We start from the raw sequence: 15,026 nt of genomic DNA, 5'->3' as shown, positions 1-15,026 counted from the left end.
TGTATTCTGAATTTATTTTTTGACTGACAGTAGTTGGCATAATCGAACGATACTTTTGTCTTCTAATTTTAAAACAAATCATTATGAAAAATTTATTCAAGAAGCAAAAAGCAGAACTGGACATTAGTAGTTTAGGTCCAATTCTAAGTACTAGCGTTGCGGCAGGAATGGCAATTGCCAAATATTCAGGCAAAAACCCCAAAACTGCTGGTATCATTAGTGCTGGCTTATCACTATTGGTTACAGGTTTAATCACCGCTATGGATGATGACAATCCCAATTAAACCACCACCAATAAATAAAAATTAACACTAATATCGAATTCATTATTTTTTAACTAGACGATAGTCACAACACGTTCACAATTATGTTATTTCAAGTTTTATTAAATATTATCGTATCTCTTATCAAGTTTGCTGTATGGGTTTTAGTTGTATTGGCAGCAATACCATTTGGTATTTATATGTTGTTAAATGAACTGTTTCCACTATTCACCCATGAAGCGAGTTTTTGGTTTTGGTCTGTATTTTCAATACTATCAGTTGTAGGTTTTGTACTATTGTGGAAACCTGTAATGTGGGTAGTAGGTGTCTTACAAGTATTAGGAGCAGGCCAGTAAACAAATCGACTGCTTTAAGTTTTGGTATATTTTGGGTTACTTAAAGTAGTTCATTTTGGACAAAATTAAAAGATTAAAATTATAAAATCAACATTGTAGATAGTATGCTTATCTGTGATGTTGATTTTCATTTATAGAATATTATTTAGCTAGACTGTTCAGTGGTTTCACTATATTATCTCAAAAGCATGCTGGTAAGTTAGCAATGTTTCCTTTTTCCTAGAGTGTAGTTTTTGATTAGAGTAGGTTGGTGGTTGTAATAGTAGTTTATCATTATATTGCAGCAAATTGAACTGCAAATCTTCCAAATTGAAGGATTCTATATTTAGATCGTAGCTACCCACAAAACCTATTGCGTGCTGTTCCACATAAATACCGGGACTATATTCTTCTATAATCTCAATTTTACTCTTGTTGTATAAGGGAAAAAGCAACAAATCCTGATCTATATCGTTAATATGGAGTTTCCTAATTTTATTTCCATCATACCAGATTTCAATTTGGTTTCTTGGCGAGTCCAACAATCCGAACCATTTTGTACCCGGAAGATATTCCGTTGATGCAATAGCCGATATTTTAAGATAGTAAAAGAAGAATGGGTCTAATAAAGCTTTCGTTAAAGGAAGTTTCATTTTAGTAGCCACTTTCATGCACTCTTTAATTTCATAGTCACTACACTCGAACTTTTTAAGGGTATAACTTTCACCGTGAAAATTAATTTTTAATTTGGGCATAGAAAATAATACTTTACTAATTGCGGTACATTGGATGTGAACTGGTTTAGAATTCTAGTGCCTTTGCTTTCATGTAAACAGATGAAATAGGTAAACCTATTAAATAGGAATCAACAAACGAACTTCTTAAAAAAAGTTTTTGTTTGCTCTTCAAAAATAGCTACAGGTATTTGATGTGCTAATTCATTTAATATTTCAATAGTGCAATCTTTTAAGTTTTGATAATTTTGTGATAGAAAAGCCAGATTGTCTTTTGCCTGGATAATATCATCCTGACCACCCAAAACGATTCGCATGTATATGGAGTTATTGATCGGCAAGGTCGATGGGATTATTTGTTCAATATTATTACGGTAGGGTAGAGCAGGATTGTATAGTAATGCACAAAGCCCTATACTATTTGCTAGATGATAAGCGGCAAAACCACCCATGCTACTTCCTATTATGACATTAATGTCCTGATTGTGGTATTCATCATATAAGTTTTGAATGGCATTGGAATTCGATTTATAATCGATGTCTGGAGCAATTACGGTACCGTAGTTTTCAAGAATGGCTCTTTTTGCATCGCTTAATTTGCTTTCGAGGCCGTGTAAGAATAGGATGTTCATCTTAATTTATTTAAAATTCAATATCGTGCGAGTTGTTGTTTATACCTTCAATAAGATACTTTCTATATTCTTCTTTGGTTCCCACTTGGTCGTGCCAAAAGGTTTTAGCATAAAAATACATTAATTCCAGTACATCTTCTTCTGTTGCCGCCAAAACATCAAGATATTTAAGGTTGCGCTCGTAACAGAAATAATCTTCGTCGTATTCATTGTCGGTTTGCCCTAAAATTCTTTTTTGAAAAGGGTAGCCTTCTACTTCGTAACCTTTATTTTCACAGTAGTCTATTATAAGAGTTCGAACATCGCTTTCGTATAGTTCTGCATAGGTATCGTCATCCATACTTTGGGATAAGCTGTTCCATTTTAGATAAATAGATTGGATTTGGATTTTTATTTTTTCTATTTCCATTTTTAATTTATTTATTCTATGCTCCAATTCACTTCACCTAAATCTATGGTGCCATTCATTTCGACTTCCAGCCAAGAAGAAATTCCGCCTTCGATGCATTTTAGGTTCAAACCGTAACCTGAAAAAGTCTCGTTGTTCATATTCAAGGTTGTTCCCTTTTGCAAATGGTTGATCATCATTTCATGCTGTTCTTCAGTTAACTCAATAGTAATCTTTTTCATAATAGCTGTAATTTAATTTTTTATAAAAGATCAGCAATCAAAAATAGGCTTAATGATCTTGTAAATTTTACGGTTTACCACATTGGGTTTTTTATATCCAATTTCCCCAAGTAGATTGAGTTAGATAGGGCACTTTATTAATGTCGCATACTTCCATTGTATGACCAGTACCACCTGTTCTTGGATTTTGCTCATCATCATAAAAAAATGCAAAGTTCACAGGAGGAATACCTGAATTTGTCCCTGTCACTTTTACAGTATCACGAATGATATAAGCCGCTTTTATCGCAAAGCGATTCTTGCCACCGCCAACAAACTTATCGATTAAGGATTTAGTTTTTTTATTGTTTTTGGATTGATACACCACTTCGGGTTCGTTGACCAAATCAATCTGGTCGAGCGAAATGGTTTCATACGCATTATTTGATTTTTGACGGTGGTTGTCATAAGGTGTTATAACCTGCAAGCGATCTTTAGTCACTTGTAAAACCCCTTGTGAGAAATAGAAATCGGCTCCATCGGCGTTACCGCTTCTAAACTTTGCATAAGGCAGGTTTGATGCCAGGAACTTTCCTAACTGAACTAGTTTGTCTTTATCAATTTCTAAAATATTGCGTTTTCCTTCTAATAAGATAATTATATTTTCTTGATTAAATTTGGCAAAAAAATCGCTTGAAGTCATAGTTGTTTTCTTTTTACTAATCAAAGATAAACGGCGACTACGACAAACCGTGTCGTACTAATTTTTCCTTTCCATTATCAGTTAAATCATCGAATCTCCATGCCAGCCATAAGTGACAGTTTTTTTTAGTTTAAGTAGTCTTAATTGGTTTGCAAATTTCCCATACTGCAGACAATTTTCAACTGTGCCAAAATACAGCATACTATTTATTTTTAGTCTTTAGTGTCAAAGCCACTAATTAGTACTGAAAATTTAATCGCATTTTGTAAGGTTAGATCTTCCATTCTATCAAGTGTTAGTGTGGCACCGCGTTTAATTTGATTTAAACAATACTTACCAATATCATTCACTTCATCATTGGTACATGTACTATTACCAGTAGCAACGCTTACCACTACATTTTTCAATTCAATTATTTGATCTTTATAAAAATCTGGTAATACAAAAGCTGAAGAAGCGGCTTCTATAGCTCTATTAAAACCCGAAGCAGTAGCTGTTGTCATAATCACAAGGCTATTAGACTTAAATACCTCTTTAAAATTGTCAAAATTAAAAGAAGGATTTCGAAAATGTGTTATTGTACTAGATTTATCGTCTGACATCATTACTTTAAATCCAAAATCCGAAAAGTTGGCATCTGTACTCTTAAAAAGTAAGGCGTCAAATAGGTTGCGAAAGCTTTGAAAATTAGTAACAAATTCCTCTTCAGTAATTATTTCATCGAATTGATTCGGAATATCAATCATTCCAATGCTTATATTTTCGTTACTATTAAAGATGGTAATAGCTGTAGGAACATTAAGTGTGTTGCTAGTTGAATTTGGAATAATGAGATCAGTACAAGCTGCATCAAAAGGAATTGAATGGATATCGATTGACTTTCGTTTCTTCCAAGTTTCTAACGCTGTATTATATATTTCTAATTTTCTTTAGAATCTGAAGTTTGATTGTTTTTCATGTTTTTATTGTTAAAAGTTCATAAGGAGTTTAAAACGGGGATCAGTTAAATTTTAAAGTTTGCGGATTCGCATAAAACGATAGTAACTGATATAGCGTCACCGAGGTTTTCGTCTTCACTTACTGACATAATTATAGAAGTATTGTATTCTGCTTTCGTTTGAATATAATCGTTTATTTCTCCGATTTCGTCTATATCAATTTCTGTGGTATGTGTTGAAATCAGCAATAAAATCGCGTTCGAGTTCTTAGATATATTATCATTGAATAATGGTTGGGAAAGAGCCAATTCGATTGCTTTTTTAGCTCTGTTAGGTCCAGTGACAATAGAAAATACTGCTACTAATGATTTTTTGTACCTTAAATTAACTTTTGTTTCCTTTTTGTCCAAAGGAGTATCGATTCCCAGATATTCATTTATAAAATAAGTATTAACATCTTTTAGACTTTCATCATCATTAGCATCTGATTTTAACTCAAAAGCCATTGATGATGTAAATGGATTGTTGATTATTGTACTATTCTTTTTCATCTTGTTTTTTAGCAAAGGAAATATTTTTAGAGGCCAAAAGGTGTCGTAGGAAAGTTTTTTGTGTAAAAAAAGAGGCGATTAGCCTCTTTTTGGTTTATGAATTTTCAATGTCAATAATTTCTTGTATTATTAAAATTATGTCGTTGTAAGTTTTCCCTTTTACCCCATTTACAATATCTACCCATATTTCAGAATTGTCTTTCCAATTACAATTTTCTGGATTTTTCCAAATCCAATAATCATTGGATCGAAATCTAGAATCTATATTTGTAAATTTTTCTTTAATTTTTAGTTTTTGCTCAACTCCATTTTTTCCGTACGATAACCCTACATATAATCCAGAATAATCACTATCAAAAAAAACACCAATTTGATATGGTTTTGAATTCCATCCATTTGGAATAAAATATAGTCCATATCCCTTTGCATCATTAAGGTTCTTTTCATCACAAATAATATTGTTATCTTGAGCGTATTTATTTAATAATTGAAAAAAATCATAATATATTTTCCTTTTCAAATTTTCTATACTTTCAACAATCTCAAAAGCTGCTTTTACATTTTTTTCTTTTTCTTGGGGATTATCTAAAATTATCGAAATAATTTTCTTTTTCATTTCATTGCTCATTGTTTGGAATGTTATTTTTTTTATTAATGCCAAATATTGTTCTAGTGTTGCTTTTAATAAGGGCTTGAATTCAAGTGCTTCAAGACATTTTTTTATCCAATTTAAAATGTGAACTTCAAACGAAATAGGATAATATAAACAATTATTGTTTTTATTATTTTCTACAAACTTTTTATACTCATTTATTTCTTTATGTGAAAAATTATAACCTCTAACCAATCCTTCTACATGTTCTTCTTTTTCTAAACTTTTCCCGAACAATGTCAGGTAAAGAATTGTATAATTTTTTTTCTTTGTTTTCGCGTAATTATCATAACGAATTAGTTGGAGAAGTTGGTCAACAGCATATAATTTATTTTCAATAATTAAAATCTGTTTATGATCTTCAATAATTAAATCAATTCTACCACCAGTAATATTTTCCCAATCAATCTCAAGGCTTATTGTTCTTTCACAAATCTTATCACTTATCAACGTTCCAAATTCGTTTTTTATAATATCCGGGCCAAATTCGTTTTGCAATTCTTTTACGAATAATTGCAAAAAAACATCTCCTTGTCCATGTGAACCATTAGGGTTTAAGAGTTCTCCGATAATAGCTGAATGAGTATATACTTCATTATGTTCCATATTCATAATTGAGAATACATTGAAGTTCTCTCCACTTTCTTTAGCTTGAGTATCATACTTATCTTGTATTTCAGCTACTTGTTGTAAAAGGTTATTTATTTCATCCATAAATTTTAAAGTTTTTTTTAGATTTTAAATTACTTGATTATGAATATAAATTCGCCGTTTCCATCACTCTTTTTTTTATCATACTAATTAAAATATTAGGTTCTATCACTTTTACATTAGCACCATATTTTAATAGTTCCATAATGATATCATTAGTTGGATGAATGAATAATTCAATTAAGAGTTCTTCCTCTGTATCTTTTAAGATTTTTTGCGAAGAATGGAGCGGGAATGATTTTATATAATTTCCTTGCTGCCAAGTAAAAGAAAGTTTTATTTTTTGAACAGCTTCGTAGGTTTCAATACCAAATGCATGTTGGTATTTTTTATCGATATCAAAAGCGATAGCCTTGAATGTTGTATCTGATATCTTTAAATCAGTGATTCTGTCAAAACCAAAGTTTTTTACGCTTCCATCCTTTTCATCTTGTGCAATAAGGTACCAGCGGTGTTCCGATTCCTTTATGGCTAATGGTTTTACCCTACGTTGGCTAATATCCATATTCCAAAACTTCGTGTGGGTAAATGAAATCAGAAAACGATTTTGTATTGCGTACAGTATTCCGTTTATTAAATGGGTTCCGGTAACTTTTCTTTTTTCGAGATAAATACTCGGGGATAATTTATTGCCTTCTTTGAGTGCTTGATGAATTGAAAATGCTTCAATCATTCTTGATACTGAAGGATCTTCGATTTCCTCATCTATATAATACACTTTATCTTTGCGATTGTATTGAATAAGTATACCAAACAAATCAAAAATATCTTTTTTATCCCTATCAAAAGTTCGTGAAGAGTATTCAAAATTATTCCCCAAATCATCTTTTTCAAGTTTTGTCATCACATGTTTATGCAAATCCTTAAAACTACTGGGTACGGTTGTTAGTCGATCGATGATGTATAAATACCTTTTGTAAAAACCTACTTTGGCCATAATTAATTTTTTTAGTGTTGCTAAAGTAGCTTGTTAGTTCGACAAAGTGTGACGGTTTAATCTTGTTTTTCTTTGAATCAGTTCTTTAATTTTTTTAGTAGTAACACCAGAGAGACCAAGAATTTGTATGGCTTTATGGATGTTTGATTTTAAGTGTTTTTTTGCATAATACAGTTCAAACTCCAATTTATTAAAATCTATTTCTTCCGAGTTAAATATTTATGCTCTAGTCCTAATAGATACATTTATGTAGTATACTTTGTCAAATTATATCAAACCATCCTAAAATGGTGCTGCCTATTTCTTTATCCAGTTTTCTGTTACCTGAATCCAAAATAGAAATTTTACCTAGGCCGCATTCGTGATGTCCTATTTCTGTTATTTTATTAAAAGGAATAAAATCCTCTTTTGTAAATGTTGTACTACTAGAAGGATACAATAACATGGCTTTAGTCGACTTCCAGTAGTCATTGTACACATACATTTGGCGTAAATCATTCGTTGAAGGTTTTCCGCCGTTAATGTTCTTCCATTTGGTATCGATAATATAAGTTTCATGACCTTTCTCAATTACGATATCTGGACGAATTGTAATTCCGTTCCAAAAAGTTTTTGACTTTTGACCGTGAATCGCAACATTTAAATCGTTGTTTTTTGCTGCATTTTTCAAGCATACCAAAACATATTCTTCCCATAACGAATTCATATCAAAGAGCAAGGCTAACATATTTTCTTTACCACTGGATACATTGGGGGCAAAATTTAAAATAATCAAACGAGCAATCTCTAAAGCGGTTTTATAAGGTGCTGTTTTTCTAGATTTTGGAATCTTAGCAAAAGTCGCTTGATTGGCCTGAATTGGTTTTACTTCTGGAAAATCAAGTTGGACGGACTTACATTTGCTGTACAAATGATTTCCTTTCGAAAATTGTTCAATTATACCTAACGCTTGTCTCAAAACCTGATGTACTACATGGTCTTTTTCATAGACTTGATGTGTGGTATAAAAACGTTCTTTATGAATTAGATTTTTTTGAATATGCCCTGCAAACTCCAGTTTCCCTTTTAACGCTTTAACATTATTCGTCTCTTTGTAGTATTGCTTAATCAAACCTTGATGAATAAGCAATTGTACTTCATTAAGATACCATTCAAAATATATATCTAGCAGATGAATATTTTGCTTATTGACATTTGCATGACCAACATTATCCACTTTTAGTTTTTTTGTTACTCGCAACATTTCAATTAGAACGCCCTGCCAGACTTTCTTATCATCGGATGAATGATCCGCTTTTGGAAGAATCTCAATACACAAACCATCAATTTGGATTACACCAACATATTGAGCAAACTTAATTCCTTTATGGACAACTGTAAAATACTTGTTATCGTGATACTCATTCAGTTTAGCCAGCGCATTCCAATGGTTTGTATTAAACGCAATAGTATTGTACTCTCTACCATAATAGAGGGTTTGATGTTCAAAAACCTGTATTTTATGTATGGGTTTAGACATTGCGGTTTAGTAATAAATGAACTGCTGTTTCTATATCTTCTATTTTGTCAATTAACTCAAATTGTGTTGCAACTTCAGGTGCATCTATGTTTTTGAATTTTGCAAAATTTACAGTTTGATTCTCTTTTACACGGACAAAACCTTCTCCTAATATCAAGGCAATTTTCTCATAATCATGATAAAAATATTCCTGTAATAATGGAAAGATGTTGTTTTTGAAAACCGATTTTAATCTTTCGGTATCACCGCTATTCACTTTTAAGAAATAGGAATGACCAATGGTATGATCACGGTCCAATAAAACTTCAATTCGTTCATTAATCGTTTTTAATGCCTCCGATAGATTAAAACTACTGAATTGTATTTCTTCTAATAATGCTGGATTGGGCATGATCTCCGTAAACGAAAAACGTCTTCTTAAGGCAGTATCCAAAGCTTCTACACTTCGATCAGCTGTATTCATGGTGCCAATGATATAAAGATTAGAAGGAACACCCAATTCTCTTTTAGAATAAGGCAATTTTACTTTAAGTTCGTTAGCAGAACCAAGTCTTTTGTCGTCTTCAATCAAGGTAATCAATTCTCCAAAAATAGCCGAAACATTTCCTCGATTGATTTCATCAATAAAAATGGCATACTTATTTTTTGGATCCGCTTCTGCTTTGATGCAGAGTTTTTTGAAAATTCCGTCTTTGATTTCAAAAGCGACTTCCGTTTCTCCGTCATCTAATTTCGGTTTTATTCCTTCCACAAAATCCTCATAACTGAATGACTGATGAAAAGTAACAAAATCGTAATTCTTAATTAAGGTATCATTACTAGGTTTGTAATTATTACTAATCGCTAAAATGTTTTTTGCTTCAGGGTAATAATCATCCAACAATTTTTCATCGATTGTCCATTTTGAATCTTCACTTTTTGAGAAGTATAATGGTTCCGATCGATTACTCACATTCACAAAAGGGCATTCCAAGACAGTGTGACTTTGCAATAGTCCCCAAATGGTTGGGCGAACAGTTTTGGAAGAAGATAATTTCTCTTTTATTTTTATAAACTCATGATTTACGATATCATTTACCTTTGTCTTACCAAGATCAAGAACAGCAATACTTATTACTTGCCACCATGTTAAATCAGCAACCACAGATTCTAAATACTGTTCTCTTGTTAAGGCAGTTTCTCTAATTGTAAAATTATCAAAAAGAGTATTTTGTAATTCAAAAGTTTTTCCTGTTCCAGGAGGTCCGTAAAGGATTTGATTGAGTGGAATGTTAATTAAATTAGTATTGTTAACATTACTTTCATTTGGCAGCGTTTCTTTCATAAACCATTCTTTTAGTCTTGTTATTTCATCCTTTTGGTTTGGATTTAGATTTAACGCTTCATTTAAAATTTTAATTACGGTTTCATTTTTATGTAAGTAATTAAAACCACCTTGTCCTATTCGTTTTCCATCTTCTAAATATCCTTTTTCAAGAATGTTTACTATTTTATTTTCAAGTACAAAACTTAAGTTTTGGTCGCCTCTAAGGTTTAAAATATTATCATCTACTTTTTTTTCTACAATAGTACCATTACCATAAAAACCAACAATTTTTTTATCCGAATAGAAAATAAAAATACTCTTACCCGTTATTTTTGGATTATTTGTAAACTTGGCGTACCCAAAAATATGCTCATTTGTATTTACTGCTGTATTGCTGGCAAAATTCCAGCTTTCTAATGGAACACCACCATTTTTAACCCACTCATGATTGCTTTTATCCTGGCTTTCTTCTTTCCAGTCTTTACTATTCCAACTAATGTTTAAGATTAATTTATTCATTTTAGAAATGAGTTTTAAAATAGATTTATATTCCTCTTTTGTAGCAGTGAAATTTGTTCCTTGACTACCTACTTTCATTTTTGAAAACCAAGGATGATTTTCTAATACGGTTTTTAGTACTGGTTGACTAAATAGGTTGTAATCAATTTTTAAGAAAACACGCTCTTTATCTTCATAAACGGTTTGGTCTTTATAATAAGACTTCTCTATTTCTGGTTCAGGCATTGTTTCTACATCAGAGTCAACTGTGGCCAATGCATAAACACCAGCATGTTTTCCTCCGCTCCATAGAATTACTTTGTCCCCTTTTTTAATTTTATCTTTATGTGCCTTTACTCTCCATGTTTTAAGTGCGTTGTCCTCTAAAGCTTTGACGATATTGAATTCTTTTGGATTTCCTTGAAATACCCAATAGTTTATCGGTTGAATATTTCTTATAAATTCTTCTATATTTTGCCTCGTAAAAATCAAGTATTTTAAAACACTATTTGTTGTGTCTGATTCCGTATTCCAAGTGGCTCTTTTGGTATCTTTTGTTGCATCATAAATTGATAAAAGCTCTTTTGTGTGATTCTCTAATACTTCTTGTGGAATCTCATGCCAATAATTAATTTCGAAAGTTGCTAATACGTTACCGTGTTCATTCTCTTTATATGTTTTTTCGGATTTTTCATCGAACTTATTTCTATAATCATCATAAAATTCTTTATCTAAACTTAATGTGATTATAGCCTTGCCATTCACTTCTTTGAAAGCAAAAATTGCTGGCATTCCTATGATTAACATTGCTTGTTTTTTGTTTTCACGCAACGCGAACCTAATTTTATAGGGATCAATATTATTGTGAGTAATAATTGTCCTTAAATAATTAACAGCATCTTGAAAAACAGTAGTAGTATTTTTTAAACTTTTATAAAAATTAGTAAATGATTGCACTTCCGTATCATTGTAAACTAGATTTTCTACAATGGTAAAATCAAAAGCTTCACAAAAGGCATTTCTGCGATCTACGCTGTTAGCAAAGTCATGAAGATCAGCATTAAAGTATTGACCTAACTTATCTATTGCATACTCAATAGGTACTGTTTTACTATTCTTAGACAACATGTACTTGCAATTGTCTTCTTCCGTTTTTTCACGTGCTTCGCTTGAAGCAATAGTATTCCACCAAGTCTCTACTTGCTGAGGTGTAACTACTTTTATAAATTCGTTAAACGTCATTTCCTTTTTTATTTATACTATTCCCAAAATGATTAAATATCTGTTCTGTTTTTTCCCTTTTAGAACTTCTTTACCATTAGCTTTATTTTGATATGCAGCTATTTCTATCATTTTCAGTTGCAATAAAACAATCCAATTCAGAGGCTTTGGACCCTTTTTGACGCAATGAAAAAGTAAAATTTGCATCTATATTATGCGTGGTCATTAACCAATCATATACTTGTTTTTCTTAGTCTCTGTAACTAATCATTTATTGATACTATTTTTCTGTTTTCATAGACGTAAGATTTAAATTCGGTAAGCTCAATTATGAATTCTAAGGTATGATCTAAAATTTCTTTTTTCTCATTAACTGACAAAAAATCAAAATTATTATGGCTAAATGATTTCTTCGAAACTGCCACAAAACTTGACATCATTCCGACCTCACCATTTTGAATAAATTCTAAATTACTTAAATTAGTATCAATTTTAAACTTGTTAAAATTCTCGCTTTCTAAACCAGATACAACCCCAGAAATTGAAAAAATGTTTCTAACTTTATCTAAATTAATATAGTATGTGTTTTTTGCATTGATAATCAAACTTCCATTTTGCCATTTGCAACTTACCCCAAATTCTAAGGATTTTGATAAATAGTTTTGTGTTAGAAATTGAAATTTTTCTTTTGCTATATATAAATCTTCATCATTTGGTTTTTCTTTTTCAACATTTGGTTCTAAATACTTTTTCACATAGCTTTTCAATTCCTCTAACTCTTCTGTGGTATTGTAAATCGCTCCAAATTCCATCGCATTTAGATTAGAACTAGTCAATAAATTCATAGAGGTAACTATACCTGCCTTTTCGTTAAAATAAAGTTTGCTATGTAGGTTCTTAACTAATTTGGGTTGAATGCCTAAAGCCTCTATTTGTTCCCAACTCTTAAAGTTTTCACTGTCTAATCTACAGTAAAACTTAAACTTGACATTTCGATTGGCTGCGTTTTGAATTGCCACTTTAATGCTTTCCCAATTATTGAAATTTACATAGGGAGAAACCAGTATTAAATATTCTTTTGCTTCATGAATTAAAGTCAGTATTTCGCTAGTGATTTGATAGGGCGGGATTATTTTCATACTGTTCTTTTTGTTTATTATATATTCTATAACCTTCTTTCTCTGCTAGGTTTTGCAGAACCTAATGAAGTCACTTTTTATTCTAATTTTAGATCATGTTTCTGTACTTTTTTTCAGAAAGAAAATAAAATTTAATTTTCTTCAATTTTGCATCAGAAGGATTCAGTTCTGTTGCTTTATCAAGAATTTTTAATGTATTGTCATAAGCCAAATAATTAAATCCTTGTTGGCCCAACTTTTTCCCTTTTGGAACAAAGTTCTCTTTTGCGATAATTTCATTCGTAATTAAAATTGGATTTTTAAGTAGAACAATATGTTCGGGTAATGATGCAACATTACCATAATCATATGTTTCATAAAGCTCGTGTTTCGATTTCGTTCTTTTATGTGCTGCGATAACGGGTAAGGCGTAGAAACCCATTATGCAATTTTGTTTTGTCCGATGGTTTAAACTTCTAAAGAAAACAATTTCAACATATTTTGATTCTTCTTTTGAAGGATAGGTGTTGAACATAGGTGTATAAGCTATAAATTTCCCATTATCTTCAGTAGGTAAAACTTCATGACCAAAATTTAGGTCTTCATGCATTTCGCCTTTTTCCTTCACATAGTCATAATTAGAATTTTCAATATCTTCTTTAGATGCTCTTGACGCCCAATCATTACTATTCCAACTCATAGAAGCCAAAATTCCTATATTCTTTTTTATCATTATATTTGTGTTTTTAAATCAATACTATGCTTATTATAGTTGTTGATAATATGATTTTTGTTTTTAATTAATTACTTTTTTCGACTTTAACGGCTCTCTCAAAACCTGTTGCACATGGTTTTTTAACCTCTAAATTTATTTCTTCCCAATGAATTTCAAAAGAATTTGGTGATAAGCTGCCTTTAAATACTTGTATTTTATTAACATACACTTCTTTTACAATAGAAAGAATTTTAGTTTTAAGATCACATTCAATTTTTACACCGAGATAAATAGCTTTTATGTCTTCTTTTATAAAGGGCACTTTTCTAGAATTAGTATCCGTAAAATGACCATTAATACTTCTCAATTCTTCTTCATATTCCCATTGTTTTGCTTTTGTGAAAATCATATGGAATAACGCATCTTGTTTATCTTTATGAAAATCAGCTTTTACAAATGAATCTGAGTAGTTGACATCTAATGGATTTATACCAGATATTCTTGAATTATACTTGTATTCTATACAAAAACCTTGATGGTTTGAAGCATAGTGAGACCACATTAAAATTGATTTTACATTACGCGTAAAACAACAAACCCCAATGCTGTTAAATTTTTCACGTACAGTCCCTTCAATATTTCTTTCTTTTTTACTTTTACCTATTTTTTCAAAATTTATCAATTCAATATTACAATCGAAAGGGTCGTTAAAATATTTAAAATCAGAATGATATAAGTATTTTTCTCTTAATGATTGTAAATGAATATCCTTTGTGCCAAAATATTTAAAAACAGTGAATGGAACACCTTTTTTTTTCCTAATTGAATCAATTACAATATGATTTGTAATTTGGGGCTTAATTACAGTTTCATATTTTTTCATTCGTAATGCCGAAACTAAAAAATTGTATTGTTCTTCATTTATTTTAGTATTAGGGTTTGATTCAATAATAATATTAGCCGATTTAAAAATACTAACAGCTCTTTCTAAACTAATATTTAACTCTCGAAGGACTTTATTGATTCTTATGATTTTTTCGCTACTCATTTTCTATACTTTATCTCCCTACAATGCCTCTCTCAAAACCTGTTACAATAATAACATCTTATACTTTTATTAATTTTCCCAAAGCCATCAGCCCTTTTACAAAAACCTTTAGCTACTCTGTGATTTTACCAAACATTTCGTTTTCAATTATTTTAGCTTTTTCCAAAGATTTATTATTTAAATGGATCTCATTTTGAAACTCAGGCCACCTTCCTGTTTCATTCCTTACTTTATAAACTAATTCGGCTTCTACTGCTTCTGCTAATAAAATATAGGGTTCATCATCTTTGTGTTGATTGCATTTTAAATCTTGATTGAATACAAAAAAGATTAATTTTATTTGTGCTTGCTCTTTCCATTTATATCTTTTATAACCTTTCGCTCCTTTTGGATTGATTTCATTTCTCAAGCGCTTATATACTGACTGCCCCGTATAGCTAACATAAACAATATGTTCATTTATCATTAAAATATAAATTTTAGGGCATTTATCCTTTGTTATTGGACTGCTAAAAGAAGTTATCACATTACCCAAA

At 30.8% G+C, this 15,026-nt stretch carries 17 protein-coding genes; 2 read left to right on the top strand and 15 right to left on the bottom strand.

Annotated elements, in window-relative coordinates:
- Positions 1–83: 83 nt before the first annotated feature.
- Positions 84–284, top strand: coding sequence for a hypothetical protein (locus ACEN2K_RS04005; protein ID WP_441758031.1), 201 nt, complete (start codon positions 84–86; stop codon positions 282–284).
- Between the two features lie 83 nt (positions 285–367).
- Positions 368–619, top strand: a complete 252-nt coding sequence (locus tag ACEN2K_RS04000; protein WP_441758030.1) for a hypothetical protein — start codon at positions 368–370, stop codon at positions 617–619.
- A 170-nt stretch (positions 620–789) separates the two neighbouring features.
- On the opposite strand, the gene ACEN2K_RS03995 is transcribed toward ACEN2K_RS04000, so the two are convergent.
- The 15 genes from ACEN2K_RS03995 to ACEN2K_RS03925 form a co-directional block, all read right to left on the bottom strand.
- Positions 790–1,353 carry a hypothetical protein gene (locus tag ACEN2K_RS03995; protein ID WP_441758029.1) on the bottom strand — a complete coding sequence of 188 codons (564 nt, stop codon included), beginning with the start codon at positions 1,351–1,353 and terminating at the stop codon, positions 790–792.
- A 110-nt stretch (positions 1,354–1,463) separates the two neighbouring features.
- Complete coding sequence (locus tag ACEN2K_RS03990) at positions 1,464–1,964, bottom strand: YqiA/YcfP family alpha/beta fold hydrolase (RefSeq protein WP_441758028.1); 501 nt, start codon at positions 1,962–1,964, stop codon at positions 1,464–1,466.
- 10 nt (positions 1,965–1,974) lie between these two features.
- Complete coding sequence (locus ACEN2K_RS03985) at positions 1,975–2,373, bottom strand: hypothetical protein (protein WP_441758027.1); 399 nt, start codon at positions 2,371–2,373, stop codon at positions 1,975–1,977.
- 11 nt (positions 2,374–2,384) lie between these two features.
- Complete coding sequence (locus ACEN2K_RS03980) at positions 2,385–2,594, bottom strand: hypothetical protein (RefSeq protein ID WP_441758026.1); 210 nt, start codon at positions 2,592–2,594, stop codon at positions 2,385–2,387.
- A 91-nt stretch (positions 2,595–2,685) separates the two neighbouring features.
- Entirely contained in the window at positions 2,686–3,276 is a 591-nt protein-coding gene (locus ACEN2K_RS03975) for a hypothetical protein (protein WP_441758025.1), read from the bottom strand.
- A 212-nt stretch (positions 3,277–3,488) separates the two neighbouring features.
- Entirely contained in the window at positions 3,489–4,022 is a 534-nt protein-coding gene (locus ACEN2K_RS03970; RefSeq protein ID WP_441758024.1) for a hypothetical protein, read from the bottom strand.
- A 257-nt stretch (positions 4,023–4,279) separates the two neighbouring features.
- Complete coding sequence (locus tag ACEN2K_RS03965; protein ID WP_441758023.1) at positions 4,280–4,765, bottom strand: hypothetical protein; 486 nt, start codon at positions 4,763–4,765, stop codon at positions 4,280–4,282.
- Positions 4,766–4,859: 94 nt separating this feature from the next.
- The gene (locus ACEN2K_RS03960; RefSeq protein WP_441758022.1) at positions 4,860–6,131 is read right to left on the bottom strand and encodes a PD-(D/E)XK nuclease family protein; all 1,272 of its coding nucleotides are present in this window, start codon (positions 6,129–6,131) and stop codon (positions 4,860–4,862) included.
- 37 nt (positions 6,132–6,168) lie between these two features.
- Positions 6,169–7,065, bottom strand: coding sequence for a helix-turn-helix transcriptional regulator (locus ACEN2K_RS03955; RefSeq protein ID WP_441758021.1), 897 nt, complete (start codon positions 7,063–7,065; stop codon positions 6,169–6,171).
- Between the two features lie 262 nt (positions 7,066–7,327).
- On the bottom strand, positions 7,328–8,584 hold the full coding sequence (locus ACEN2K_RS03950) for an McrC family protein (RefSeq protein ID WP_441758020.1): 1,257 nt from the start codon (positions 8,582–8,584) through the stop codon (positions 7,328–7,330).
- Entirely contained in the window at positions 8,577–11,630 is a 3,054-nt protein-coding gene (locus tag ACEN2K_RS03945) for an AAA family ATPase (protein ID WP_441758019.1), read from the bottom strand. The genes ACEN2K_RS03950 and ACEN2K_RS03945 overlap by 8 nt, the downstream gene beginning before the upstream one ends.
- A gap of 242 nt (positions 11,631–11,872) precedes the next feature.
- Positions 11,873–12,748 carry a phospholipase D-like domain-containing protein gene (locus ACEN2K_RS03940; protein ID WP_441758018.1) on the bottom strand — a complete coding sequence of 292 codons (876 nt, stop codon included), beginning with the start codon at positions 12,746–12,748 and terminating at the stop codon, positions 11,873–11,875.
- Between the two features lie 88 nt (positions 12,749–12,836).
- Positions 12,837–13,460 carry a hypothetical protein gene (locus ACEN2K_RS03935; protein WP_441758017.1) on the bottom strand — a complete coding sequence of 208 codons (624 nt, stop codon included), beginning with the start codon at positions 13,458–13,460 and terminating at the stop codon, positions 12,837–12,839.
- A 67-nt stretch (positions 13,461–13,527) separates the two neighbouring features.
- The gene (locus tag ACEN2K_RS03930) at positions 13,528–14,004 is read right to left on the bottom strand and encodes a DUF2971 domain-containing protein (RefSeq protein ID WP_441758467.1); all 477 of its coding nucleotides are present in this window, start codon (positions 14,002–14,004) and stop codon (positions 13,528–13,530) included.
- Positions 14,005–14,602: 598 nt separating this feature from the next.
- Positions 14,603–14,956 carry a hypothetical protein gene (locus ACEN2K_RS03925; RefSeq protein ID WP_441758016.1) on the bottom strand — a complete coding sequence of 118 codons (354 nt, stop codon included), beginning with the start codon at positions 14,954–14,956 and terminating at the stop codon, positions 14,603–14,605.
- Positions 14,957–15,026 lie beyond the last annotated feature (70 nt).

Source organism: Flavobacterium sp. W21_SRS_FM3 (genome assembly GCF_052113625.1).
GTDB lineage: Bacteria > Bacteroidota > Bacteroidia > Flavobacteriales > Flavobacteriaceae > Flavobacterium.
The sequence above is the reverse complement of the archived record's forward strand: the minus strand, read 5'-3'. Positions and strand labels throughout refer to the sequence as shown.